Source organism: Elioraea tepidiphila DSM 17972, assembly GCF_000378465.1.
GTDB lineage: Bacteria > Pseudomonadota > Alphaproteobacteria > Acetobacterales > Acetobacteraceae > Elioraea > Elioraea tepidiphila.
This window is the reverse complement of record NZ_KB899910.1, coordinates 1-25,078: the sequence shown is the minus strand read 5'-3', so window position 1 is coordinate 25,078 and position 25,078 is coordinate 1. Positions and strand designations below refer to the sequence as shown.

20 protein-coding genes are annotated in these 25,078 nt (G+C 73.5%); 16 read left to right on the top strand and 4 right to left on the bottom strand.

All coding sequences use genetic code 11. From position 1 onward, the window contains the following. Positions 1 to 7: 7 nt before the first annotated feature. The 12 genes from tolQ to F563_RS0100045 all read left to right on the top strand — a co-directional run bounded on the left by tolQ (position 8) and on the right by F563_RS0100045 (position 12,568). On the top strand, positions 8 to 736 hold the full coding sequence (gene tolQ / locus F563_RS0100100) for a protein TolQ (RefSeq protein WP_019012592.1): 729 nt from the start codon (positions 8 to 10) through the stop codon (positions 734 to 736). Between the two features lie 3 nt (positions 737 to 739). Beyond that, complete coding sequence (gene tolR, locus F563_RS0100095) at positions 740 to 1,207, top strand: protein TolR (RefSeq protein WP_019012591.1); 468 nt, start codon at positions 740 to 742, stop codon at positions 1,205 to 1,207. Between the two features lie 13 nt (positions 1,208 to 1,220). Then, positions 1,221 to 2,129, top strand: coding sequence for a cell envelope integrity TolA family protein (locus tag F563_RS25815; RefSeq protein ID WP_019012590.1), 909 nt, complete (start codon positions 1,221 to 1,223; stop codon positions 2,127 to 2,129). A gap of 108 nt (positions 2,130 to 2,237) precedes the next feature. Beyond that, complete coding sequence (tolB, locus tag F563_RS0100085) at positions 2,238 to 3,605, top strand: Tol-Pal system beta propeller repeat protein TolB (RefSeq protein WP_019012589.1); 1,368 nt, start codon at positions 2,238 to 2,240, stop codon at positions 3,603 to 3,605. Positions 3,606 to 3,743: 138 nt separating this feature from the next. Beyond that, complete coding sequence (pal, locus tag F563_RS0100080; protein ID WP_019012588.1) at positions 3,744 to 4,214, top strand: peptidoglycan-associated lipoprotein Pal; 471 nt, start codon at positions 3,744 to 3,746, stop codon at positions 4,212 to 4,214. 157 nt (positions 4,215 to 4,371) lie between these two features. Then, positions 4,372 to 5,274, top strand: coding sequence for a tol-pal system YbgF family protein (locus tag F563_RS25060; RefSeq protein ID WP_019012587.1), 903 nt, complete (start codon positions 4,372 to 4,374; stop codon positions 5,272 to 5,274). Between the two features lie 68 nt (positions 5,275 to 5,342). After that, complete coding sequence (tilS, locus tag F563_RS25055; protein ID WP_019012586.1) at positions 5,343 to 6,578, top strand: tRNA lysidine(34) synthetase TilS; 1,236 nt, start codon at positions 5,343 to 5,345, stop codon at positions 6,576 to 6,578. Positions 6,579 to 6,625: 47 nt separating this feature from the next. After that, positions 6,626 to 8,566, top strand: coding sequence for an ATP-dependent zinc metalloprotease FtsH (gene ftsH, locus F563_RS0100065; protein WP_019012585.1), 1,941 nt, complete (start codon positions 6,626 to 6,628; stop codon positions 8,564 to 8,566). Between the two features lie 6 nt (positions 8,567 to 8,572). Beyond that, positions 8,573 to 9,535: a dihydropteroate synthase gene (folP, locus tag F563_RS0100060; RefSeq protein ID WP_019012584.1), complete on the top strand. Its 963-nt coding sequence runs from the start codon at positions 8,573 to 8,575 to the stop codon at positions 9,533 to 9,535. A gap of 26 nt (positions 9,536 to 9,561) precedes the next feature. Then, the gene (gene glmM, locus F563_RS0100055; RefSeq protein WP_019012583.1) at positions 9,562 to 10,950 is read left to right on the top strand and encodes a phosphoglucosamine mutase; all 1,389 of its coding nucleotides are present in this window, start codon (positions 9,562 to 9,564) and stop codon (positions 10,948 to 10,950) included. Continuing rightward, entirely contained in the window at positions 10,947 to 11,768 is an 822-nt protein-coding gene (thiD, locus tag F563_RS0100050) for a bifunctional hydroxymethylpyrimidine kinase/phosphomethylpyrimidine kinase (RefSeq protein ID WP_019012582.1), read from the top strand. The genes glmM and thiD overlap by 4 nt, the downstream gene beginning before the upstream one ends. Continuing rightward, on the top strand, positions 11,765 to 12,568 hold the full coding sequence (locus F563_RS0100045; protein WP_019012581.1) for a PhzF family phenazine biosynthesis protein: 804 nt from the start codon (positions 11,765 to 11,767) through the stop codon (positions 12,566 to 12,568). The genes thiD and F563_RS0100045 overlap by 4 nt, the downstream gene beginning before the upstream one ends. Positions 12,569 to 12,572: 4 nt before the next feature. Here F563_RS0100045 and F563_RS23635 read toward each other — a convergent pair whose 3' ends face one another. Further along, entirely contained in the window at positions 12,573 to 14,459 is a 1,887-nt protein-coding gene (locus F563_RS23635) for a putative bifunctional diguanylate cyclase/phosphodiesterase (protein ID WP_084596333.1), read from the bottom strand. A 149-nt stretch (positions 14,460 to 14,608) separates the two neighbouring features. On the opposite strand from F563_RS23635, the gene F563_RS0100035 reads away from it, so the two are divergent. Both F563_RS0100035 and serA read left to right on the top strand, forming a co-directional pair. Next, the gene (locus F563_RS0100035; RefSeq protein WP_019012579.1) at positions 14,609 to 15,793 is read left to right on the top strand and encodes a phosphoserine transaminase; all 1,185 of its coding nucleotides are present in this window, start codon (positions 14,609 to 14,611) and stop codon (positions 15,791 to 15,793) included. A gap of 7 nt (positions 15,794 to 15,800) precedes the next feature. Further along, a complete protein-coding gene (gene serA, locus F563_RS0100030; RefSeq protein WP_019012578.1) occupies positions 15,801 to 17,387 on the top strand; it encodes a phosphoglycerate dehydrogenase in 1,587 nt (528 codons plus the stop codon). Between the two features lie 7 nt (positions 17,388 to 17,394). Here serA and F563_RS0100025 read toward each other — a convergent pair whose 3' ends face one another. Next, positions 17,395 to 18,489, bottom strand: coding sequence for a glycosyltransferase (locus tag F563_RS0100025; protein ID WP_019012577.1), 1,095 nt, complete (start codon positions 18,487 to 18,489; stop codon positions 17,395 to 17,397). 4 nt (positions 18,490 to 18,493) lie between these two features. Beyond that, positions 18,494 to 20,395: an asparagine synthase (glutamine-hydrolyzing) gene (gene asnB, locus F563_RS0100020; protein ID WP_019012576.1), complete on the bottom strand. Its 1,902-nt coding sequence runs from the start codon at positions 20,393 to 20,395 to the stop codon at positions 18,494 to 18,496. Positions 20,396 to 20,516: 121 nt separating this feature from the next. Here asnB and F563_RS20970 point away from each other — a divergent pair, with 121 nt between their 5' ends. Beyond that, positions 20,517 to 21,026, top strand: coding sequence for a dTDP-4-dehydrorhamnose 3,5-epimerase family protein (locus F563_RS20970; RefSeq protein WP_019012575.1), 510 nt, complete (start codon positions 20,517 to 20,519; stop codon positions 21,024 to 21,026). Between the two features lie 19 nt (positions 21,027 to 21,045). Here the strand turns inward: F563_RS20970 and F563_RS0100010 are convergent, their stop codons facing one another. After that, complete coding sequence (locus tag F563_RS0100010; protein WP_162140553.1) at positions 21,046 to 21,711, bottom strand: S1 family peptidase; 666 nt, start codon at positions 21,709 to 21,711, stop codon at positions 21,046 to 21,048. Positions 21,712 to 22,064: 353 nt separating this feature from the next. Here F563_RS0100010 and F563_RS0100005 point away from each other — a divergent pair. Next, the coding region (locus tag F563_RS0100005; RefSeq protein WP_162140552.1) for a two-partner secretion domain-containing protein at positions 22,065 to 25,078 on the top strand (3,014 nt) is incomplete at its 3' end.

Genomic DNA, 25,078 nt, shown 5'->3' with positions numbered 1-25,078 from the left:
TCTGCGAATGGACCGAGCGGTGGACGCGGCAGGGCTGGCGGCGAACGGCGCCGTCGACCTGTCGCTGTGGGCGCTGTTCCTGCAGGCCGACATCGTCGTCAAGACGGTGATGATCGGACTTCTGCTGGCGAGCGTCTGGGTCTGGGCGATCATCTTCGAGAAGGTCGCGACACTCCGGCGCGTCAATGGCCGCGCGGACGCCTTCGAGGACAACTTCTGGTCGGGCAAGAACCTCGAGGACCTGTATGAGGGCGTGCGCGACACGCCGCGCCACCCGATGGAGGCGGTGTTCGCCGCGGCGATGCGCGAGTGGCAGCGCTCGGCGCCGAAGCTCGAACACGCGCCCGACGCCGTGCGCGAGAGCACGCGCGAGCGCATCGAGCGGGCGATGACGATCACCATCCAGCGCGAGATGGAGCGGCTGGAGCGCTGGATGATCTTCCTCGCCTCGGTGGGCTCGGCAGCCCCCTTCATCGGCCTGTTCGGCACGGTCTGGGGCATCATGAACAGCTTCGCCGCGATCGCGACCATGCGGAACACCAACCTGACCGTGGTCGCGCCCGGCATCGCGGAGGCCCTGTTCGCGACCGCGATCGGGCTCGCCGCCGCGATCCCGGCGGTGCTCGCCTACAACAAGATCTCGACCGATCTCGGCCGCTACGCCGGGCGGCTCGAAGCCTTCGCCGGCGAGTTCGGCGCGATCCTCTCGCGCCAGGCCTACGAGCCCAGGAGCTGACCCATGGCGGGCGGGCTGATGGCACCGCAGCGGGGCGGCGGCAGGAGCCGCTACCGGCCGATGGCGGAGATCAACATGATCCCGCTGATCGACGTCATGCTGGTGCTGCTGATCATCTTCATGATCGCGGCGCCGCTGCTCACCGTCGGCGTGAACGTCGACCTGCCGCGCACCTCGGCCGATCCTGTCTCGAGCCCCGACGAGCCGCTCTCGGTCACGATCGATGCCGAGGGCCGGGTCTACATCCAGGAGACGGCCGTGACGCTCGAGGAGCTGGTGCCGCGGCTCGCCGCGATCGCCGAGGCGCGCCAGGGCCGCGAGACGCGCATCTTCGTGCGGGGCGACCGCACGATCAGCTACGGCCGGGTGATGGAGGTGATGGGCAACATCGCCGCCTCGGGCTTCACGCGCGTGGCCCTGCTGGCCGAACAGCCGACCGGCCAGCCGGCCGCGCGCCCGGGAGCGCGCTGACCGCGCGGGGCCTGTGCGGCGCTCGCTCCTCCTCTCCGGCGGGCTGCACCTTCTGGTGCTGATGGCGCTGCTGCTTGGCGTTTCGTCAACGAAACGCTTTGAGGAGCCGGTCGAGCAGGGCATCCCGGTCGAGCTGGTGATCGCGATGGGGCCGACCGCGCCGGCCGAGACCCCGACCGCGCCGAGCGAGCCCGCGCCGCAGCCCACGCCCGAGCCCGCGCCGACCCCGGAGCCCGCGCCGCCTCCGCCGCCCCCGCCCCCGCCGCCGCCCCCGGCGCCGGAGCCGCCGGCCCCGGTGCCGCCGCCTACGCCTCCTCCTCCCCCGCCGCCGCCCGTGCCGGCACCGGAACCCACGCCCGCGCCGCCGCCTCCTCCCCCGCCGCCGCCGACCCCGCCGCCCCCCACGCCACCGCCGCCGCGGCCGCCTGCGCCGCCGCCGCCCGTGCAGACCCCGCCGGTGCAGCGGCCGCAGGAGGGCTCGACCGCGCTCCAGAACACGCTCGAGCGGCTGCGTCAGCAGCAGGCGCAGCAGCAGCCGCCACGCCCGAGCCCGCCGCAGGGGGGGCGCCCGCCGACCCCGGGCGCGCCGGGCGGCACCGCGCCCACCCCGGGGCTCACCCGCGGCGAGATCGACGGGCTGCGCGAGCTGATCGAGGGCTGCTGGAACGTCGATGCCGGCATGCGCGGGCTCGAGGAGATCGTCGTCGAGCTCCAGGTGCGGCTGCGCCCGGATGGATCGGTCGTGCAGGTGCGCCCTGCCGGGCCGACCAACACGGGCGATCCGCGCTGGCGCACGGTGTACGAGACGGCGCAGCGCGCCCTCCTGTCCCCGCGCTGCAACCCGCTGCCGATCCCGCCGGAGAAGCGACCGACCGTCGAGACCGCCGTGTTCCGCTTCAACGCACGCGGGCTTGTCCGCTGAGCCGCTGCCCGCTCACGCGACTGCAACCGGCCGTCCATCGACCGCGTTGATCCCCTGCGCTATGTGCACCCGCCGGCCGCGACTCCGGCCGAGCCGCAAGAGGTCCCGATGACCGATCGACTGCTCACCGATCGCCACTATGAGGCGCTGGAGGCGCTGTCCTTCGGCCGGCGCGGCCTTCTGGCCGGGCTCGCCGCCGTGGCCGCCCTCGGTCTGCCCGGCACGTCGCGGGCCCAGGGACCGGTGATCGACATCACCCGCGCCCGCACCGATCCGATGCCGATCGCGATCCCGGATTTCGCCGGCGCCCAGCCCCATGGCGCGCAGATCGCCCAGGTGATCACGGCGAATCTCGCCCGCTCCGGCCTGTTCCGCCCGATCGACCGGCGCGCCTTCCTCCAGGAGGCGCCCGACGCCACGCCCCGCTTCGCCGACTGGCGCGCGATCGGCGCGCAGGCCCTGGTCACCGGCAAGGTGGACCAGCAGGGCGACCGGCTGCGCGTCGAGTTCCGGCTCTGGGATGTGCTGCCGGGCAATCAGCTCCAGGGCACGGCCTTCACGACCAGCGTGCCGAACTGGCGCCGCATCGCGCATATCTGCTCGGATGCGATCTACGAGCGCCTGCTCGGCGAGAAGGGCTATTTCGACACCCGCATCGTCTACGTGGCCGAGAGCGGGCCGCGCGACCGCCGGGTCAAGCGCCTCGCCATCATGGACCAGGACGGCGAGAACCACCGCTTCCTGACCGACGGGCAGTGGCTGGCGCTGACGCCGCGCTTCCACCCGAGCGTGAACCAGGTCGCGTTCATGTCGTTCTTCCGCAACGAGCCGCGCGTCTATCTGCTCGATGTGGACAGCGGCCGACAGAGCCTGCTCGGCAACTTCCCGGGCATGACGCTCTCCCCGCGCTTCAGCCCCGACGGGAACTCGGTGCTGCTCTCGGCGATCCGCGGCGGCAACGCGAACATCTACCTGGTCGATCTGCGCACGCGCCGCGAGCGCCAGCTCACCAGCACCGGCGCCCTCGATGTCAGCCCTTGCTTCTCGCCCGATGGCCAGCAGATCGTCTTCAACAGCGATCGCGGCGGCAATCAGCAACTCTACGTGATGAACGCCGACGGCTCGAACGTGCGGCGCATCAGTTTCGGCCAGGGTCGCTATGCGACGCCGGTGTGGTCGCCGCGCGGCGACCTGATCGCCTTCACCCGGATCGCCGGCGGCACCTTCGCGATCGGGGTGATGCGCCCGGACGGCTCGGGCGAGCGCATCCTGTCCGAGGGGTTCCAGATGGAAGGCCCGACGTTCGCGCCGAACGGCCGCGTGCTCGCGTTCTTCCGGGAGACCCCGGCGCGGGATGCGCGCGGCACCGGCTACTCGGCGCGGCTCGCCTCGATCGACATCACCGGCTTCAACGAGCGCGCGCTCGCCACGCCGACCGATGCCTCCGACCCGGCATGGTCACCATTGATCCCCTGATCCGCCACAATCCCGCCCAAGCTTGACCCGACACGAACGCTCACGCTATCGCCGCGATCTGGTTGCGCCCGGAGTCGGGTAGCGCGAATGACCGCAGATCCCCCACCGCACGTCCCCCATGGAGAAGGTACGCCTCTCATGAAACTGAAGCTGCTGGCCCCCGTCGCAGCGCTGGCCTTCGTCGTCGCCTGCGAGTCCACGCCCGACCAGTCCGGCGCGGCCACCGGCGCCGGCCAGGCGACCGGGCCGCGTCCCGGGTCGCAGGAGGACCTCGTCGCCAATGTCGGCGACCGGGTGTTCTTCGACTTCGACCGCTACAACATCCGCGGCGATCAGCGCCCCACGCTCGAGCGTCAGGCCGCCTGGCTCCGCCAGCATAGCGCGGTGGTGGTGCAGATCGCCGGCCACGCGGATGAGCGCGGCACGCGCGAGTACAACCTCGCCCTCGGCCAGCGCCGCGCGGACTCGGCGCGCGACACGCTGGTCGCCCTCGGTGTGGCGCCCGCGCGCATCAGCACGATCAGCTACGGCAAGGACCGCCCGATCGCCCTCGGCTCGAACGAGGAGGCCTGGGCGCAGAACCGCGTCGCCATCACCTCGGTCCGCTGACGCGGCTCCGAGGTCGGGGGAAGGGCGGCGCGGCATCCCGCGCCGCCCTTCGTCGTTCATGCCCCGCATGCTCGCGCCTGCGTCGCTTGCGGTGGCGTGCGTCGCGCCGTAAGCGGGCGGCCGAGGCCGCATCGGAGGAAGGAAGGTCCAGCGATCCATGCGCACGCTCAGGCTGATCCCGCTTCTCGTGCTGTTCGCCGCCCCGGCCCTCGGCCAGATCGAGAGCCGCGAGGCCATTGCGCTGCAGAACCAGATCCTGGAGCTGCGCCGCGACCTCCAGGCGTTGCAGGCGCGCGGGGGCTCCGCGCTCGGTGCGCCGGTGGCGGTGGCGCCGCGCCCCGGCCCCGGCACGGCCGCCGAGGGCCAGCAGGAACTGCTGAGCCGGCTGCTCGATCGGGTCGCCGCACTGGAGACCGAGGTCCGGCTGCTGCGCGGGCGGTCGGACGAGACCCAGAACGCGCTGCGCGAGCTCCAGGCGACCGTGGAGAAGAACCAGGCGGATGCCGATTTCCGGCTCCAGGAGCTGGAGAGCGGGGCGCCGCGCCGCCCGGCGCCGCAGGCCGCGACGCCGGCGCAGCGGCCCGCCCAGCCCCCTGCCCAGGCGCAGCCGCCCGCCCAACCCCAAGCCAGCCTGCCCCGCCCGCCCGCGGCACCCGCCCAGGCCCCCGCCGTCCGGACCCAGGCGCAGATCCTCACCGCCGCCCAACAGGCCCTCCAGCGGCGCGACTGGGCCACGGCCGAGCGCGAGGCCCAGGCCTTCATCGCCACCTACCCGCGCGATCCGCGCGTCGGCGAGGCCTATCACATCCGCGCCCAGGCCCTGTCGGGCCGCGGCGAGCACATGCAGGCGGCGCTGGCCTTCGACGATGCGCGCAGCCGCGTGACCGACCGGTCGCGCCGGCAGGACATCCTGCTCGGCCTCGGCCGTTCGCTCGGCGCGATCAACGAGCGCGCCTCGGCCTGCGAGGTGTTCCGCCAGCTCGCCTCCGACTTCCACACCGACATGCGCCCCGATGTGCGCGAGGCGATGGAGCGCGAGCGGTCACGTCTCGGCTGCTGAACGAGGCCTTCGCCGCCGCGCTCGCGGGAGCGGGGCCGTTCGAGCCCGCGCCCCGGCTCGCCGTCGGGGTGTCGGGCGGGCCCGACAGCCTTGCCCTCGCGCTGCTGGCGCGGGAGTGGGTCGCGTCGCGCGGCGGGCAGGTGCTGGCGCTCGTGCTCGATCATGGCGTGCGGCAAGCCGCGGCGACCGAAGCGGCGCTGGCGGAGGCATGGCTCGCCGCGCGCGGTATCGTCGTGCGGCGTCTGGCCCTGCGGCCTGCGGGGCCGCGCCCGGCCGAGGCGCTGCGAGCGGAACGCCTCGCCGCCCTGGCCGATGCGGCTGCCGAGGCGGGCTGCCTCCATCTGCTGCTCGCGCACCACCGCGGCGATCAGGCCGAGACCGTGCTGGTGCGGAGGCTGCGCGGCTCGCACGCGGGCGGGCTCGCGGCCATGGCGCCTTCGCGCCCGGCGGGCCGCGTGCGGCTGGTGCGGCCGCTGCTCGGCGTCAGTCCGGGCGCGCTGCGCGACGCCCTGCGCTCGGCGGGCCAGCCCTGGATCGTCGACCCCTCGAACGCCGCCGGCTCGGTGCGCGCGCGGCTGCGCGCGGCGCTCGCCGATCAGGCGGGCGAGGGGGTCGGGGTGCGCGCCCTCGCCGAGGTGGCCGCCGCCGCGGCGGTGGCGCGGGCGGCGGCGGCAAGGGCGCGCGACCGGCTGCTTGCCGAGGCGGTCGCGCTGCTGCCGCAGGGTTGCGCGCGCCTCGATGTCGCGCGCCTCGTGGCGGCGGACGACACCACCGCGACCGCCGTCCTTGCCGCGCTCCTGCGCGCGATCGGCGGCCATGCCCAGCCGGTGCGCACGGCGCGGGTCAAGGCCCTGCTGGCACGGCTGCGCAACGGTGCGGCGGGCACGGCCGCCGGCTGCCTGCTCCGGCCCGGCCGCGGGACCTGGCTGGTCTGCCGCGAGCCGGCCGCCGTCGCGGGGCCGGCGATCGTGCCGCCGGACGGACGGCTGCGCTGGGACGGGCGCTGGCAGGTCGAGGCGCCCCCGGGCCTGACGGTCGGCGCGCTCGGCGGCGAGGCGGCGGCGCTCGCGCGGGCAGACCGGCATGCGCGCGCATGGCCCCGCGTGGTCCTCGTCACCCTGCCGGCGCTGCGCGACGGCGCGACGCTGGTCGCGGTGCCGCCGATCGGGTATGATGCAGGCCGCTTCGGAGGGACGATGCGCGCGGTCTTCAGGCCCCCGCAGCCGGTTGCTGCGTCCGCAACGGGTCGTGTGGCGGCATCCGGCGGTCCGGCATTGGCGCCGGGCTCGGCAATCCCATCTTGAGGGCATGGGGCGCGACCTGACGCGCCGCAGATGAGGACACCACCCGCGTGAGCAATTTCGGTCGCAACCTCGCCCTCTGGGTGATCATCGCGCTCCTGCTGGTCGCGCTGTTCAACCTGTTCCAGCCGTCCAGCCAGCGCACGATGGCGACCCAGGTCGCCTACAGCGACTTCCTGAACGAGGTGAACAACGGCCAGGTGCGCGACGTGACGATCCAGGGCCGGGTCGTCACCGGCCAGCTCACCGACGGGCGCACCTTCCAGACCTTCCTGCCGCAGGATTCCGGCGCGGTGACGGTGCAGCGCCTGACCGAGCGCGGCGTGCGCGTGGTGGCCAAGCCCGAGGAGAGCGACGTCAACCCGATCTTCCACTACCTGCTCTCCTGGTTCCCGATGCTGCTGCTGATCGGCGTCTGGATCTTCTTCATGCGCCAGATGCAGTCGGGCGGCGGGCGGGCCATGGGCTTCGGGAAGTCGCGCGCCAAGCTGCTGACCGAGAAGCAGGGCCGCGTCACCTTCGACGACGTCGCCGGCATCGACGAGGCCAAGGGCGAGCTCCAGGAGATCGTCGACTTCCTGCGCGATCCGCAGAAGTTCCAGCGGCTCGGCGGCAAGATCCCCAAGGGCGTGCTGCTGGTGGGCCCGCCCGGCACCGGCAAGACGCTGCTCGCCCGCTCGATCGCCGGCGAGGCGAACGTGCCGTTCTTCACCATCTCGGGCTCGGATTTCGTCGAGATGTTCGTGGGCGTGGGCGCATCCCGCGTGCGCGACATGTTCGAGCAGGGCAAGAAGAACGCGCCCTGCATCATCTTCATCGACGAGATCGACGCGGTCGGCCGCCATCGCGGCGCCGGGCTCGGCGGCGGCAACGACGAGCGCGAGCAGACGCTGAACCAGCTTCTGGTCGAGATGGACGGGTTCGAGTCGAACGAGGGCGTGATCCTGATCGCGGCCACCAACCGCCCCGACGTGCTCGACCCCGCGCTGCTGCGCCCCGGCCGCTTCGACCGCCAGGTGGTGGTGCCGAACCCGGACGTGAACGGGCGCGAGAAGATCCTGCGCGTGCACATGCGCAAGGTTCCGCTCGCCGCCGATGTCGATCCGAAGACGCTCGCGCGCGGCACGCCGGGCTTCTCGGGCGCCGATCTCGCCAACCTCGTCAACGAGGCGGCGCTGCTGGCCGCGCGGCTCGGCAAGCGCGTGGTCGGCATGGCCGAGTTCGAGCAGGCCAAGGACAAGGTCCTGATGGGCGTCGAGCGCAAGTCGCTCGTGATGAGCGAGGAGGAGAAGCGCATGACCGCCTATCACGAGGCGGGGCATGCGCTGGTCGCGCTCTCGATGCCCGAATGCGATCCCGTGCACAAGGCGACCATCATCCCGCGCGGCCGCGCGCTCGGGCTCGTGATGTCGCTGCCCGAAGGCGACCGCTACTCCAAGCACAAGTCGAAGCTCCTCCAGGAGCTCGCCATGGCGATGGGTGGACGCGCGGCGGAGGAGATCGTGTTCGGCCCCGACCGCGTGTCGAACGGGGCCGCCGGCGACATCAAGATGGCGACCGACCAGGCGCGGCGCATGGTCACCGAGTGGGGCATGTCCGACAAGCTCGGCATGATCGCCTATGGCGAGAACAGCCAGGAGGTGTTCCTCGGCCATTCCGTCACGCAGTCGAAACACATCTCCGAGGCGACGGCGCAGGAGATCGACCGCGAGATCAAGCGCATCATCGACGAGGCCTACGCCACCGCGAAGCGCATCCTGACCGAGCGGCGCGAGGATCTCGACACGCTGGCCAAGGGCCTGCTCGAGTTCGAGACGCTGTCGGGCGAGGAGATCCGGGCGCTGCTCGCCGGCGAGCAGATCGTGCGCAAGCCGGCCGAGGAGGCGCCGCAGCCCGACCAGCGGCGCGCCTCGGTGCCGACCTCCGGGCGCGTCCCGAAATCCGGCGGCGCCCCGGGCGCCCTCGGGCCGCAGCCGCAGCCGAACGTCTGAGGCCGCTTGCCGCGGCGCTATCTCGAGCCGCTGCCGGGCGGCGCGAGCCGGCTGATCCTGCGCGAGGGCACGCGCGTCCTCGAGGACCGCGTCGTGACGCAGGTGCCTGCCGCGTGGGCCGCGCTCGCCGCCGCCTGCGAGGCCGCGCCGCCGCCGATCCTGCCCGGCCTGCCAGCCGACCGGCCCCTGGTGATGGGCGTGATCAATGTCACCCCGGACAGCTTTTCGGACGGCGGCGATCACTTCCGGGCCGATGACGCGATCGCTGCCGGCGAGGCGATGGTGGACGCCGGCGCCGACATCCTCGACATCGGCGGCGAGAGCACACGGCCGGGCGCGGAGCGCATCCCGCCGGCCGAGGAGATCGGCCGGATCGTGCCGGTGGTGGCGGCGCTGGCCGGGCGCGCGCCGGTCTCGGTCGATACGCGGAATGCCGCCACCATGCAGGCGGCGCTGGCCGCCGGCGCGCGCATCGTCAACGACGTCTCCGGGCTGACCCACGATCCGGCCGCCGCGGGCGTGATCGCCGATGCCGACTGCCCGGTGGTGCTGATGCACATGCGCGGCACGCCCGCGACCATGAACGCGCTCGCGACCTACGACGATGTTGCGCTCGACGTGCACGACGAGCTCGCCGACCGGCTCGCCGCCGCCGAACAGGCGGGGATCGCGCGCGGGCGGATCATCCTCGATCCGGGACTCGGCTTCGCCAAGACCGCCGAGCACAACCTCGAGCTGCTGCGACGGCTCAGGCTGTTCCGCGGCTTCGGCCGGCCGCTGCTGGTCGGCGCGTCGCGCAAGCGCTTCATCGGCCATTACGGCGGCGCGCCCGACCCCAAGGCGCGGCTGCCGGGAAGCTTGGCGGCGGCGCTCTGGGCGGCGATAAACGGAGCCTCGATCCTCAGGGTGCATGACGTGGCCGAGACGGTGCAGGCGCTCAGGGTCTGGCGCGCGATCGCGGGCGGCTGAGCGGAGCCTGAACGAAGGAGACGGCGATGGACGGCGGCAAGGGCATCACGCGGCGGCTGTTTGGCACGGACGGCGTGCGCGGCCGCGCCAACACCCCGCCGATGGAGGCGGGCACTGCCCTGCTGCTCGGCCAGGCGGCCGCGGTCGCGTTCCGCCGCGCCGACCCCGCGCACCGCCATCGCGTGGTGATCGGCAAGGACACCCGCCTCTCCGGCTACATGGTCGAGCCGGCGCTGACGGCCGGCTTCATCTCCATGGGCATGGACGTGATGCTGGTCGGCCCGCTGCCCACGCCGGCGATCGCGATGCTGACGCGCAGCTTGCGCGCCGATCTCGGCGTGATGATCTCGGCCAGCCACAACAGCTTCGAGGACAACGGCATCAAGCTGTTCGGCCCCGATGGCTGGAAGCTCTCAGACACCACCGAGGCCGAGATCGAGCGGCTGATGGAGGGCGGTTCGCTCTCGGATGCGCTCGCCCCGCCGGCCGAGCTCGGCCGCGCGCAGCGGCTCGAGGACGCGGCCGGCCGCTACATCGAGGCGGCCAAGGCGACCTTCCCGCGCACGCTGCGGCTCGACGGGCTGCGCATCGTCGTCGATTGCGCCAACGGCGCCGCCTATCGCGTCGCGCCGACGATCCTCGCCGAGCTCGGCGCGACCGTCATCCCGCTCGCGGTGAAGCCCGACGGGTTCAACATCAACCGCGACTGCGGCTCCACCGTGCCCGAGCACATGCGCGCGCAGGTGGTGGCGCAGGGGGCCGATCTCGGCATCGCGCTCGACGGCGATGCCGACCGGCTGATCCTCGCCGACGAGGCCGGGCGGATCGTGGACGGCGACCAGCTGCTCGCGCTGATCGCCGATGCCTGGGCGCGCGCGGGCCGGCTCGCCGGCGGCGGCGTGGTCGCGACGCAGATGAGCAACATGGGGCTCGAACGCTTCCTCGCCGCGCGCGGGCTCGCGCTCGAACGCACCAACGTCGGCGACCGCTACGTCGCCGAGCGGATGCGCGAGGCCGGGTTCAACCTGGGCGGCGAGCAGTCGGGCCACGTGATCCTGTCGGACTTCGCCACCACCGGCGACGGGCTGGTGGCGGCCTTGCAGGTGCTCGCCGTGATCGTCGAGACCGGCAAGCCCGCCTCGGCCGTCTGCCGCCAGTTCGAGCCGCTGCCGCAGCGCCTGCGCAATGTCCGCCACCGGGGCGTCTCACCGCTGGAGCATCCCTCGGTGCGCCGCGCCGTGGCCGAGGCCGAGGCCGCGCTGGCGGGGAAGGGGCGGCTCCTGATCCGCCGCTCCGGCACCGAGCCCCTGGTGCGGGTGATGGCGGAGGCCGAGGACGAGGCGCTGATGGAGCGCGTGCTCGATGCGCTGGTCGGCGTGATCGAGGCGGTGATCGGCCACGAGGAGGCAGCGTGAAGGGGCGCGTGCTGATCGTCGCCGGGTCGGACTCGGGCGGCGGCGCGGGCATCCAGGCCGACATCAAGGCCGTGACCGCGCTGGATGCCTTCGCCATGACCGCGATCACCGCGCTGACGGCGCAGAACACCGAGGGCGTCTCGAACGTGTTCCCGGTGCCGCCCGGCTTCATCCGCGAGCAGATGGACGTGGTGCTCGCCGATCTCGGCGTCGATGCGGTCAAGACCGGGATGCTGCACGACGCCGCCGTGATCGAGGCGGTGGCGGAGGAACTGGGCGAGCTCGATCCGCCGGTGCCGATCGTGGTCGATCCGGTGATGGTGGCGAAGGGCGGGCACCGGCTGCTGGAGGAGAGCGCGGTCGATGCGCTGACACGCCTGTTGCTCCCGCTCGCCGCCGTGATCACCCCCAACGTCCCCGAGGCCGAGGCGCTCGCGGGCGCGGCGATCCTGGATCTCGACGGCATGCGCCGCGCGGCGGAGGCGCTGCTGCGGATGGGCGCGCGCGCGGTGCTGGTGAAGGGCGGGCACCTGCCGGGCGAACGGGTGACCGACCTGCTCGCCACGGCGGAGGGGATCGAGACCTTCGAGAGCGCGCGCGTCGAGACGCGCCACACCCACGGCACCGGCTGCACGCTGGCATCGGCGATAGCGGCGGGTCTCGCCCAGGGGATGACGCTGCGGGATGCGGTGATCCGCGCGCGCCACTACGTGCTGATGGCGATGGCCTCCGCCCCCGGCTATGGCCGGGGGCACGGGCCGCTCAACCACGCGGTGACGGTCGATCCGGCGCGGCTCGCCGCGCTGTCGCGCGCATGATGCAGCGTCTGCCGCTCTACATCGTCGATGCCTTCGCCGACCGGCCCTTCGCCGGCAACCCTGCCGCGGTCGTGCCGCTCGAGGCCTGGCTGCCGGACGCGGTGCTGCAAGGCATCGCCGCCGAGCACAATCTCAGCGAGACCGCCTTCGTGGTCGCCGAACCGGCGGGCCTGCGTCTGCGCTGGTTCACGCCCACGATCGAGGTCACCCTCTGCGGCCACGCCACGCTCGCCACGGCCTTCGTGCTCGACACCGAGCGCGGCCTCGCCCCGCCCTTCACGTTCCGCACCCTCTCGGGCGAGCTGCGCGTGACGCGCGAGGACCAGCGCTACGTGCTCGACTTCCCGGCCGATCCGCCCGCGCGGGCGGAGGCGCCTGCCGGGCTTGTCGAGGCGCTCGGCGCGGCCCCGCGCGAGGTGTGGAAGGCGCGCGACTGGATCGCGGTGTTCGACGAGCCCGACACCGTGCGCCGCCTCGCCCCCGATCACGCGCGCGTCGCCGCGCTGCCGGGCGAGACGTCGCGGCTGATCGCGACCGCGCCGGGCGACAACGGGGCGGACGTGGTGAGTCGCTACTTCGCGGCGAAGATCGGCATCCCGGAGGATCCGGTGACGGGGGCCGCGCATGTGCAGCTCGTGCCGTACTGGGCCGCGCGGCTCGGCCGCGACCGGCTCACCTGTGTGCAGGCGTCACGTCGTGGCGGAGTGCTGCACTGCCGCCTCGCCGGCGCGCGCGTGCTGATGGGCGGCGCGGCGCGGCTCTACGCGCGCGGCGAGATCGTCGGGCTCGACGCGGAGTGAGCCGTCAGCCGGCGGCGCGCGATGGCCTCAGCCGCGGCGGGGTGCCCCGCCGGCGTGGCGTGCCCTGGGGTTCGGCCTGGATCCAGTCCGGCGCGCGGCGGGGCGCGCCGAGACCCGTCACGATCTCGGCCGGCACAGGCCCGGGCCGGCCGATGAGCCAGCCCTGCAACGAGTCCACGCCCTCGGCGCGCAGGAAAGCGGCCTGGGCTTCCGTCTCCACGCCCTCCGCCACCGTCGCCGCGCCGAGATCGCGCGCGAGCCGCAGCACCGCGCGCAGCAGCGCGAGCGAGCGGCGGCAGGCGGGTGCGCGTGCCACCAGCTCGCGGTCGAGCTTGATCTTGTCGAAGGGGAAGTCGCGCAGATAGCCGAACGAGGCGTGCCCGGCGCCGAAATCGTCGAGGGCCACCCGCACGCCAAGCGCGCGCAGGTTGTTGATCGCGGCGAGTGCCGCGGCGCTGTCGTGCATGAGCACGCCCTCGGTGACCTCCAGTGTGAGGCGCGTGGGCGCGAGCCCGCTCTCGCGCAGCACCCCCTCGACGAAGCGAACGCTGTCGGCGAGGAACAGGTTGGGCGGCGAGACGTTGACCGCGAGCGGCGCCGCTACAGCCCAGCGCGCCGCCTCGGTGCAGGCGGTGCGCAGCACCCAGCGATCCAGTGGCGCGATCAGGCCGCGCGCCTCCGCGACGGCAATGAACTCGCCCGGCATCAGGGGCTTGCGCCCCGGACGTGGCCAGCGGATCAAAGCCTCGAGCGCGGTGAGCGCGCCGGTCGCCGCATGGGCAACCGGCTGCCAGGCCAGGCTGAACGGTTCCTGCCCGCCCGGGATCAGGGCGGCCCGCAGCGCGCTGGCGATGCCCTTCGGCCCGCGCCGCGGATGCAGGTGAGCGATCTCGTCGGGGCAGTCGCGCGCGAGGGCGACGCGGTTGCGACCGCGCGCCTTGGCCGCGACCAGCGCGAGCTCGGCGAGTTCGGCAACGCGCTCGGGGTTCTGGTCGTCGTGGGGGCACGTGGCCGCGCCGATCGAGACGTTGAGCGGGAACGGCTGGCCCATGATCGCGAAGGGGCGGGAGAATGCAGCCTGGATGCGGTGGGCGGTCGCGGCCGCTGCCGCAGGATCGCGCACCAGCACGGCGAAACTGTCGCCGCCGAGGCGCGCGAGCAGGTCGCTGCCGCCGAGCGCCCCCGCAATCCGGGCCACCGCCTCGCCCAGCACGGCATCGCCGGCGCCATGCCCGAAGAGATGATTGATCGTCGCGAACCGGTCGAGGTCCACGCAGAGCACGGCATGGGGCGTCACGCCGTGGGGTGTCACGAGGTCGCGCAGCCACTGATCGAACGTGGTCGCATCGGCGAGCGCGGCGAGCGTATCGGAGGCGGCGAGGCGGGCGAGGCGCCGGGTGGTGCCGCGCATCGCGACTGCATCGGCGACGCCGCGGGCGAGATCGGCGAGCGTATCCATCACCTCTGGCGGGAGGATGCGCGGCGAGAGGTCCGCCACACAAAGGGCGCCCAGCGCATGGCCGGACGGGCCGCGCACGGGCATGCCGGCATAGAACCGGATGCCGGGCGGGCCGGCGACCATGGGATTGTCGGCGAAGCGCGGATCGCGCGTCGCGTCAGGAACCACCAGGGGCCGGTCAGGCGTGAGGATCGTGTAGCCGCACAACGAGATATCGCGCGGCATCTCGCGTTCGGCCAGACCCACCGTCGAGATCAGCACCTGCCGATCGGCATCCAGCAGCGACAGCGCCGCCATCGGCGTTCCCGCCGCGCGGGCGGCGAGCCGGGTGAACACGTCGAACCGCTCATCCGCGGGCGTGTCGAGGATCTCGAGCGCGCGCAAGGCTGTCAGGCGTTCGAATTCATCGGGCGGCAATGGGGCAGGCGGCATGGCCCGACCCTAGGCCGCGAGGCTGAACACCCGCTTAAGCGGCGACTTGACAAAAGTCATGCTTGCGTTGCGGCCGGCGCGGGAGTAAGCGCCACGGCGGGTCACGTCCCCCCACCGGGACGCTTCGCTTCTGGAAGGGAGCATCCGCCATGGCGCACGACGCCACGCATCCGTCTGTCCGTCCCCACAATCCGCGGTTCTCCTCCGGCCCCTGCGCCAAGCGGCCGGGCTGGTCGCTCGCCGCGCTGGAGGGCGCCGCGCTCGGGCGCAGCCACCGCGCCAAGGGACCGAAGGCGAAGCTCGCCGAGGTGATCGACCGGTCGCGCGCGATCCTCGGCCTGCCGGCCGAGTGGCGGCTCGGCATCGTGCCGGGCTCCGACACCGGCGCGGTCGAGATGGCGATGTGGACCCTGCTCGGCCCGCGCCCGGTCGATGTGCTCGCGTTCGAGAGCTTCGGCGAGGGCTGGGCCGCGGATGTCGCGAAGCAGTTGAAGCTGGAGCATCGCGTGCTGTCCGCCCCCTACGGCCGTCTGCCCGATCTCGGCGCCGTGGACTGGTCGCGCGACGTCGTCTTCACCTGGAACGGCACGACCTCGGGCGTGCGCGTGCCGAACGGGGACTGGATCGCGCCCGACCGGCAGGGCCTCGCGATCTGCGACGCGACCTCGGCGGCGTTCGCGATGGCGCTGCCGTGGGATCGGCTCGATGTCGTCACCTGGTCCTGGCAGAAGGTGCTGGGCGGCGAGGCGGCGCACGGGATGCTGGCGCTGTCGCCGCGCGCGGTGGAGCGGCTGCTCAGCCACAAGCCGGCCTGGCCGCTGCCGAAGGTGTTCCGGCTCGTCTCGGGCGGGAAGCTGATCGAGGGCATCTTCAAGGGCGAGACGATCAACACGCCCTCGATGCTCTGCGTCGAGGATGCGCTGGACGGGCTGCGCTGGGCCGAGGCGATCGGGGGTCTGCCGGCGCTGATCGCGCGCGCGGAGGCGAATCTCGCCGCGGTCGCGCGCTGGATCGATGCGACACCCAACTACACCTTCCTCGCCGAGGATCCGGCGACGCGCTCCTGCACCTCGATCTGCCTGTCGATCACCGCGCCCTGGTTCGCGCGCCTGCCCGCCGAGACCCAGGCGGAGGCGGCGAAGGCGATCGCATCGCTGCTGGAGAAGGAGGGCGTGGCGCTGGACGCGGGCGGCTATCGCGATGCGCCGCCGGGGCTCCGGCTCTGGGGCGGGGCGACGGTCGAGACCGCCGACATCGAGGCCGTGCTGCCCTGGCTCGACTGGGCCGCCGACACGGTCGCCGCCCGATTCGCCATCGTTCCTGCCGCGGAGTGATCCCCTGATGCCGAAGGTTCTGATCAGCGACAAGCTGTCGCCCGCCGCGGTCGCCATCTTCCAGGCGCGCGGCATCGAGACGGACGTCAAGACCGGCCTCAGCCCGGCGGAGCTGCGCGCCATCATCGGCGACTATGACGGGCTCGCGATCCGTTCCGCCACCAAGGTGACGGCCGAGCTGCTCGCGGTCGCGCGCAACCTGAAGGTCGTCGGCCGTGCGGGCATCGGCGTCGACAATGTGGACGTGAAGTCCGCCACCGCCCGCGGCGTCGTGGTGATGAACACGCCGCACGGCAACGCGATCACCACGGCCGAGCACGCGATCGCCCTGATGTTCGCGCTCGCCCGCCAGCTCCCCGAGGCGTCGGCCTCCACCAAGGCCGGCAAGTGGGAGAAGAACCGCTTCATGGGCGTCGAGCTCTACGGCAAGACGCTCGGCCTGATCGGCTGCGGCAATATCGGCTCGATCGTCGCCGATCGCGCGGTCGGGCTGAAGATGAAGGTGATCGCCTACGACCCGTTCCTGTCCGAGGCGCGCGCGGTCGCCCTCGGCGTGGAGAAGGTGGAGCTGAACGACCTGTTCGCGCGCGCCGACATCATCACCCTGCACACGCCGCTCACCGAGGGCACGCGCAACATCATCGATGCGCGCGCGATCCAGAAGATGAAGCGCGGCGTGCGCATCATCAACTGCGCGCGCGGCGGGCTGATCGTCGAGTCCGACCTGCATGCGGCCCTCGTGTCGGGCCATGTCGCCGGCGCGGCGCTGGACGTGTTCGAGACCGAGCCCGCGACCGAGAGCCCGCTCTTCGCCCTCGAGAACGTCGTCTGCACGCCGCATCTCGGTGCCTCGACGGCGGAGGCGCAGGAGAACGTCGCGCTGCAGATCGCCGAGCAGATGAGCGACTTCCTGCTCACGGGTGCGGTGCAGAACGCGATCAACATGCCCTCCGTCTCGGCCGAGGACGCGCCACGGCTCAAGCCCTACATGGAGCTCTGCCGGCTGCTCGGCGCCTTCGCGGGTCAGCTCTCGGTCGCGCGCGACGGCGGGTTCCGCTCGGTCACGATCGAGTACGAGGGGGCGGCGGCGCAGCTCAACCACACGCCCCTGACCGCGGCCGCGCTCGCCGGGCTGCTCGGTCCGCTGATGGAGGGGATCAACATGGTGAACGCGCCGCACGCGGCGCGCGAGAAGGGGATCGAGATCACCGAGGCGGTGCACGACCGGCCGAGCGAATACCAGACCCTGGTGCGGATCGCCGTCACCACCGATCGCGACACGCGCGCGGTCGCCGGCACGCTGATCGCGGGCGCGCGGCCGCGGCTCGTCGAGATCAAGGGCATCCCGGTCGAGGCGGATTTCTCGCGCCACATGCTCTACGTGACGAACGAGGACAAGCCCGGCTTCATCGGCCGCTTCGGCACCACGCTCGCCGAGGCGCAGGTGAACATCGCGACCTTCCACCTCGGCCGCAACGCGCCGGGCGGCGATGCGATCTGCCTCGTCAGCGTGGACGAGCCCGTGCGCCCCGAGGTGCTGGAGGCGGTGCGCGGGCTGCCGCTGGTGAAGCAGGCGACCCCGCTGTCGTTCTGATCCCGGCTCAGCCGGCGGCGAGGCCGCGCCACAGCGACGCGTAGCGCGCCGCGACCGCCGGCAGCGCGTAGTCGGCGAGCACGCGCGCGCGGCCGGCCTCGCCGAGTGCGCGCCGCCGGTCCGGGTCGGCCGCGAGTGCCGCGAGCGCCTCGGCCAGCGCAACCGGATCGCCGGGCGGCACCACCACGCCCGCGTCGCCGACGATCGCCGCGGCGTCGCCGACATCGGTCGTGACGCAGGCGACGCCGCAGGCCATCGCCTCGCCGAGCACATTGGGAAACCCCTCGCCGAACCGGCTGGCGAGGCAGGCGATGTCGAACCCTGGTGTCAGCGCGGCGACGTCCTCGCGCGGCCCGAGGGCGAGGACGCGCCCGGCGAGCGCGGGCGGGATCGCGAGCGCCTCGGTGCCGCGCCCGACCAGCACCGCGCGCAGCGCGGGCGGCGTCTGCTCTAGCGCGGCGAGGAACCCCGCATGGTCCTTCATCGGATCGACCCGCGCCACCAGCCCGACGATCATCGCGTCGGTGGGCCAGCCGAGCATCGCGCCGAGCCGCGCGCGCGCCGCCGGATCGGGACGGAACCGGTCCGTATCGAAGCCGTTCGGAATGACGATCGTGCGGCGCGGCCGGTAGCCGAGCCCGCGATGCCACGTCAGGCCCGCCTCGCTGTTCGAGGCGATCACCGCCGGCACGCCCGAGAGTCGCGCCAGCGCGCGCACGACCAGCCGCGTGGTCGGCGCGTAGCGCGCGAGATCCATGTCCGAGCACCGCAACGACCAGGCGAGCGGCGCGCGCGCGAAGGCCACCGCGCGCGCGAGCGTGGCGGCGAGATCCGCGTGATAGAGCCAGGACTGGATCACGTCGGGCCGGACGCGCCGGATCAGCGCCGCGAGCCGCGCCGCCGCCGCCGGCAGCCCGAGCGGCCCGCGCATGCCGACCGGCACGACGCGCGCCCCCGCCGCCGCGATCCGGGGGCCGAGTGCCAGATCGCGCGCGAGTGGCACCACCACATGCGTGATGTCCGGCAGCGCCTCGATCAGCTTCGCCAGCATGGTCTCGGCCCCGCCCTGGCCGAGGCCGGTGATCACATGCAGGACGCGCACAGGCTCACGCGAGCCACCGCCGCCGCCAGGACTCGTGCATCAGCACGGCCCAGAGCCGGTACTGCTCGTTCACCGCGCCCGACACGTGCCGCGCCCAGAGCGCCCGGATCGGCTGCGGATCGAGCCCGCCCTCGGCGAGGCGCGCGGGGGTGAGCAGATCCTCGGCCCAGTCGCGCAGCGGCCCGCGCAGCCATGCGCCCACCGGCGGGGCGAAGCCGCGCTTCGGCCGCTCGATCAGCTCGCGCGGGACGCGGCGGTAGAGCACGCGACGCAGGATCCGCTTGCCCTGGTTCTCGGCCCCGTTCAGCGCCGGCGGCAGCGACCAGGCGAACTCCACCACGCGATGGTCGAGCAGCGGCACGCGCACTTCGAGCGAGACCGCCATCGAGGCGCGATCCACCTTGGCGAGGATGTCGTCGGGCAGATAGGCGAGGCTGTCGAACAGCCGCATGTGGTCGAGCGGCGCGAGGCCCGGCGGCACGGCGGGCGGGGCGGCTTCCGCGGCGGGCGGCGCCTGCACCGGCGGGGTCGGCCAGAGCCGGATCATCTCGCCGTAGAGGCCCGGGAAGGTGCCGTCGGCCAGCACCGCCCCGAGCCGGTTGATGCGGTGCCCGGCGGTGGCGACACGGAAACGCTGCGGCAGCAGCCGCGCGATCGCGTCGCCCGCGGAGGGCGGGATCGCGCGCAGCACCGCGCCGGCGGCGCGGCGGAGCGGGGCGGGGATGCGGCCGAGGCGCTGCCAGATCGCCAGCCCCTGCACGTAGCGGGTGTAGCCCGAGAACAGCTCGTCGCCGCCGTCGCCCGACAGCGCCACCGTCACCTGGCCGCGCGTCAGCCGGCAGACCACGGCGGTCGGCACCGAGGAGACGTCCGCGAAGGGCTCGTCGTAGATGTCGGCGAGGGTCGGGACGACCTTCAGCGCCTCCGCCTCGCCGACCGTCATCACCGTGTGGTCGGTGCCGAGATGGCGCGCCACGGCTGCGGCGTGCGGCGCCTCGTCATGCTCGGCGCTGTCGAAGCCGATGGTGAAGCTGCGCGGCACGCTGCCATTCGCCATCAGCGCGACCACGGTGGAGGAGTCCACGCCGCCCGAGAGGAACGCGCCGAGCGGCACGTCGGCGACGCGCTGGCGGCGCACCGAGTCGGTCAGCAGCGCATCGAGTTGCTCCGCAGCCTCGTCCTCGCTGACGGCGAGCGGGCGCGCGATGCCGGCGCGCGCGATGTCGCGCGCATCCCAGTAGCGGCTGAGGCGCGGCGCCTCGCCGGCGCGCACCGACAGGATCGAGCCGGGTTCGAGCTTGGCCACACCGCGATAGATCGCGTGCTGCCCGGGCACGTAGCCCCAGCGCAGATAGGCCGCGCGCACGGCCGGATCGAGCTCCGGCGTCCATCCAGGGATCGCGCGCAACGCCTTGAGCTCGCTGCCGAACAGGAACAGGCCCGGAAACTGGCCGTAATAGACCGGCTTGATCCCGACCCGGTCGCGCACCAGCCAGAGCCGGCGCTCCTCGGAATCCCAGAGCGCGAAGGCGGCCATCGCGTTCAGCCGCCGCGCCGTCTCCTCCACCCCCCAGCGCGCGCACCCCTCGAGGATCGTCTCGGTGTCGGACCGCCCGCGCCAGTTGTGCGGCGGCAGGGCCGCGCGCATCTCGGCGTCGTTGTAGCTCTCGCCGTTGTAGGCGATCACGTAGCGGCCGCAGGACGACACCATCGGCTGGTGCCCGGCCGGCGAGAGGTCGACGATCGCGAGGCGGGTATGCGCGAAGGCGAGGCCGCCGCCATCGTCGGTCCAGATCCCGTGCGAGTCCGGCCCCCGATGGGCGAGGGCCGCGGCCATGGCGCGCGCGCGTCCGGCGAGCGTCTCCGGCGCGAGCCCGGGGGCGAGAAGACCGGCGATGCCGCACATGCGCGGGCTTCTACGCCAAACGGCCGGCGCTGTCGCGGGGGCGTGGCGCGCGGCTTGCCGGGGCGGCGCGGCGCGCGCGACACTCGCGGCCCGTCCCGTGCCAGCCGAGGGTCCGCCGCCGATGACGCTCTCCTTCCATGCCACCTCTGTGCCCGGCGTGCTGGTCGCCACCGGCCCAGGCGGTGCGGATGGCGGGCCCGAGCCGATCTACGCGGCCGGCGACGCTCCGCCGACGCTGCGGGGCCGGCTCGCCCGGGTCGAGCTGTTCCGGCTTGCCGGCCAGGGCGCCCTGCGCGGCCTCTATCGCGCGCCCGATCAGGTGATGCTGCGCTGCGTGCAGGGCCGGGTCTGGGCGGTCGCGGTCGATCTGCGCGCCGAGAGCCCGGCGTTCCGCCGCTCGGTCGGGGTGGAGCTGACCGTGTCCGGGCCAGGGCTGGTCGTGCCCGCCGGATGCGCGCACGGCTTCGTCGCGCTCGCCGAGCGCACGACGGTGCTGCGCCTCGCCGCGGCGGAGGCGTCGGGCAGCGGTCTGCGCTGGGACGATCCGGCCCTGGCCGTCGCCTGGCCGGTGACCTCGGTGATGGTCGCGCCCGAGGAGCGGGCCTTTCCGGGGTTCGTCGCACCGGGCTGAACGTCCGGACGCTTTTTCCTCACCGCAGGCTGGCGGTGCGCGTCGCCAGGAGGCGGCGGGCCTCGGCGCGGATCGCGGCGGCCGGCAGGACGAGGGCCTCCTCGACCGTGGTGGCCGAGGCCGGCTGGCGCGGCGCGAAGGCCGAGCCCGATGCGGGACGGTGGCGGATCGCGACGATCATGCCGACCAGGCGGCCGCGATCGTCCAGCACCGGTCCGCCGGAGAAGCCGGGTGCGACCCCGGCGAGGCGGGCGATCAGCCCGGGGCCGATGCCGGGGATGCGCATCGTATCCCCGGTGGCCGAGCCTTCGACCCGACGGCGTTGCGCCAGCACGGCCGGGTCGCGGACCGGCACGGCGCCGGCGGCCGAGAGCGGCCGATAGGCGGCCATCGTCGCATCGGCCTCGGGAAGCGGGAGCGCGAAGCTGGCGGGCGGGCGCAGCAGCGCAAGATCGAGGTCGCGGCTGACCGCGATCAGCACGGCCTCGCCGGCCGCCGCCCGGGCAGGATCGGCGCGCAGCGTGACGCGGGCGCCCGGTTCGAGTCCCTTCACCAGATGGCCGGCCGTGACGAGCACCCCGGGCTCCAGCAGGAAGGCGGAGCCGATCGCGCGCGGCACGATCACCGTGACATGCAGGGCCAGTGGATCGGCCCGCCCGGAGACGACGACAGGGGATTGTTGCACGGCCTCGGCCTGCCTGCCGGCCGCCGACGGGACGACGCCCGCTCCCCCGACGGTGCCGAGGAGGGAGAGCGCACAGGCAAGCCCAATCCTCAACCGTCGCATGTCCGGGCCGCTCCGAAGAGCGCCCTTCTGGCGCTACGTCTGGTCTGCGCCCGGTTGTGGCCTGGGATGGGTAAGCGGCCGGTTAACGCGGCTGCAGCGCGGGCCGTCGCGGCACGCTGTTGCGTGTATTGTCAGCGTCCGGGGACAGAATCGTCTAAAAAATAGAGGTTGCACTCGGAAATCATCCGCAGGTAAATGCTTCGTTAACGCCGCCTCAATCGCGAGTGTATGCCATGGTATTGCACGGAAAAGTGGAATCCCGTCCGGGTACCCGTCCCTCGCATCGCAGCCTGCTCCTGGCCGGAGCCGCCGCGGCAGCCTTGGCGGCCGCGCCCGCGCTGGCCCAGGCACCGCAGGGCGGCACGGTCGCGCACGGCTCCGCCGCGATCAGCGCCACCGCGGCCGAGACGCGGGTGCACCAGTCCTCCAACCGGGCGATCATCGACTGGCGCAGCTTCGATGTCGGACGCGACCACCGCGTGGCCTTCGACCAGCCGGGCGCGCAGGCGGCGACCCTCAACCGCGTCCATTCCGGCCGGGAGAGCACGATCGCGGGGCAGATCACCGCCCCGGGCACCGTGATCATCCAGAACACCCACGGCGTCGTCTTCTCGGGCACGGCGCGGGTCGATGTCGGCAACCTGGTCGCGACCAGCCAGACGGTCGATGCGGCCCGCTTCGCCGCCGACGGCCGGATCACCATGCGCGGCGGCGAGGCGGCCGGCGCGCGGGTCGAGAACCAGGGCACGATCACGGTCCGCGAGGCCGGGCTCGCCGCGCTGGTGGGCGGGCGGGTGGCCAACAGCGGCACCATCGTCGCCCGGCGCGGCACGGTGGCCCTCGCCTCGGGCGAGACCACGACGATCGATCTCGCCGGCGACGGCGTTGTGCAGCTCGCGGTCTCGGGCGATGCCGGGCGGGCCGATGCGGGCGTCGAGAACACGGGACTGATCGATGCCGGCGGCGGGCGGGTGGTGCTCTCCGCCGGCACCGCCTCGGGCCTGCTCTCCAATGCCATCAACACCTCGGGCGTGATCCGCGCCGCCTCGGCCGACGGCGCGGGCGGCACGATCGAGCTCGTCGGCCGCGGCGAGGGCACGGTACGGGTCGCGGGCAATCTCGATGCGTCCGGGGCGACGCGCGGCGGGTCGGTGACCGTCACGGGCCAGCATCTCCAGGTCGCCTCGACCGCACGGGTGACGGCCTCAGGCCGTGACGCCGGCGGCAGCGTCCGCATCGGCGGCGACCGCCAGGGCACGGGCACGCTGCGCCGCGCCGAGACCGCGACGGTCGAGGCCGGGGCGCGGATCGAGGCACGCGCGAGCGTGGGCACGGGCGGCAGCGTGATCCTCTGGGCCGACCGGGCGACGCGGTTCGACGGCGCGATCGACGTCACTGGACCCGTCTCGGGCGGCTTCGCGGAGACCTCGGCGGTCGAACTCGTGGACATCGGCGATGCGGCGTCGGTCGCGGCCGGGCCGGGCGGGCAGTGGCTGATCGATCCGGTGAACATCACCATCAACGCCGCGATGGCGGCGGGCATCGTCGGCACGCTGAACGGCGGCGGCGACGTCACCGTGACGACCGCCTTGCCCGGATCGCAGCCCGGAAACCTGACAGTGGCGAGCGCGATCGCCTGGAGCGGCGCGGGCAACCTGACCCTGTTCGCCGACAACGACCTTGCCATCAACAACAACGTCGCCATCACCACCTCCGGCGCCGGCAGCCTGGAGGCGCGCGCGCTGCGCGACACCACGATCGGCGGGCCCGTGACGAGTTCCGGCAGCGGCAACATCGCGTTTGACACGGGCCGCACCCTGACCGTGAACCACAACGTGGTCGCCTCGGGCACAGGCGCGGTCACGCTCCGCGCCGAAACCGGCAACCTGATCGCCTCGAACGCCGGCAACGACCGCAACGTCCAGATCACCACGCAGTCCGGCGCGCTCAGGCTGGAGGCGACCCGCGGGTCGGTGCTGATCCGACGCACCGCCGCCGCCAGCACCCGCAATGTGCGGGTGCAGACCGACAGCGGCCCGCTTGACATCGTCGGCGGCGTGTCGATCCAGGTGCTGGGCGGCAGCGGCACTTCCTGGGCGCGGGTGCGCAGCGAGACCGGCGCGATGACGCTGCGTGCCCCCGACATCCGCGTGGTGGGCGGCAGCGGCGGCAACGCGTTCGCCGAGGTGGTGGCGGGCAACGGCGGATCGCTCACCATGGAAGCGAGCCGCCGAATCCTGGTGCAGGACGGGGCGCCGGGCAGTCCCGGGCGAGTGTTCGCGCTCAACGGCGCCGACCTGACCATGCGCGCGCCCGAGCAGGTGTGGAACGGTCAGGTGAGGGCGGGTGATCCCGCAACCGGCAACGGCGGCGAGGTGACGGTCGCGGGGGCGATCATCGCGGGGGTGTCGCCGATCTTCAATCTCGCCCCCGGCAACGACTTCACGCTCGAACCCTCGGTTGCGGGGCCGGGCGCGGCCACGACGCCGAGCAGCTACACCTCGCCGGTCGGCCTGCGCGTCGATACGCGCGGCACGGGCGAGATCACGCTCAACGCGCCGGTGGTCGCCAGTCAGGCGACGCTGGTGTCCGAGGAGCGGGTCACCCTCGCCCCCGGCGCCACGGTCACCGGCACGGGAGCCGGCGACGCGGTGGTGATCGCGGCCGGGCGCGGCTTCGACAACCAGGCCGGCGCCGGCGCGCTCGCCGCACCGAACGGGCGCTGGCTGCTGTTCCTCGACACCTTCGACGCCATGCTCGGCACCGAGCCGACCACCGCGGAGTTCGATCTCTACAACCGTCCGTTCGACTATGCCGATCCGGCACGCGCGGACATCGCGGGCCAGGTCGCGACGCTCAACGTGCTCGCCGGCAACCGGATCGTCTACGCCGAGCAGCCGGTGATCACCGTCACCGCGGAGACGCTGAGCAAGACCTACGGCACCGCCGTCACGCCCGGTGCGACCACGGATGCGAGCGGGCTCCGGCCGAAGGATGCGCCGCTCGCCAACATCCTGGTCGGGGGCACCGCCGCGACCAGTGCCGGCGCGCAGGCGGATGCGACTGTAGGCAGCTACACGACCACGCCGGTGGCGAGCCTGACCGCCCGTGGCGCGGTGCAGGGCTACGGCCTCGTGCTGGTGCCCGGCACGCTGACGGTGAACCCGGCGCCGTTGACGGTGACGGCGGACGACGTGGCGCGGCTCTACGGCGCGCCGAACCCGGCGTTCACGGCGAGCTTCGCCGGGTTCGTGCTGGGCGAGGG

Coding starts and splice junctions, on each gene's coding strand:
- tolQ (WP_019012592.1), top strand. CDS start 8: ATGGACCGAGCGGTGGACGCGGCAGGGCTGGCGGCGAACGGCGCCGTC.
- tolR (WP_019012591.1), top strand. CDS start 740: ATGGCGGGCGGGCTGATGGCACCGCAGCGGGGCGGCGGCAGGAGCCGC.
- tolB (WP_019012589.1), top strand. CDS start 2,238: ATGACCGATCGACTGCTCACCGATCGCCACTATGAGGCGCTGGAGGCG.
- pal (WP_019012588.1), top strand. CDS start 3,744: ATGAAACTGAAGCTGCTGGCCCCCGTCGCAGCGCTGGCCTTCGTCGTC.
- F563_RS25060 (WP_019012587.1), top strand. CDS start 4,372: ATGCGCACGCTCAGGCTGATCCCGCTTCTCGTGCTGTTCGCCGCCCCG.
- glmM (WP_019012583.1), top strand. CDS start 9,562: ATGGACGGCGGCAAGGGCATCACGCGGCGGCTGTTTGGCACGGACGGC.
- F563_RS0100045 (WP_019012581.1), top strand. CDS start 11,765: ATGATGCAGCGTCTGCCGCTCTACATCGTCGATGCCTTCGCCGACCGG.
- F563_RS23635 (WP_084596333.1), bottom strand. CDS start 14,459: ATGCCGCCTGCCCCATTGCCGCCCGATGAATTCGAACGCCTGACAGCC.
- F563_RS0100035 (WP_019012579.1), top strand. CDS start 14,609: ATGGCGCACGACGCCACGCATCCGTCTGTCCGTCCCCACAATCCGCGG.
- serA (WP_019012578.1), top strand. CDS start 15,801: ATGCCGAAGGTTCTGATCAGCGACAAGCTGTCGCCCGCCGCGGTCGCC.
- asnB (WP_019012576.1), bottom strand. CDS start 20,395: ATGTGCGGCATCGCCGGTCTTCTCGCCCCCGGGCTCGCGCCGGAGACG.
- F563_RS20970 (WP_019012575.1), top strand. CDS start 20,517: ATGACGCTCTCCTTCCATGCCACCTCTGTGCCCGGCGTGCTGGTCGCC.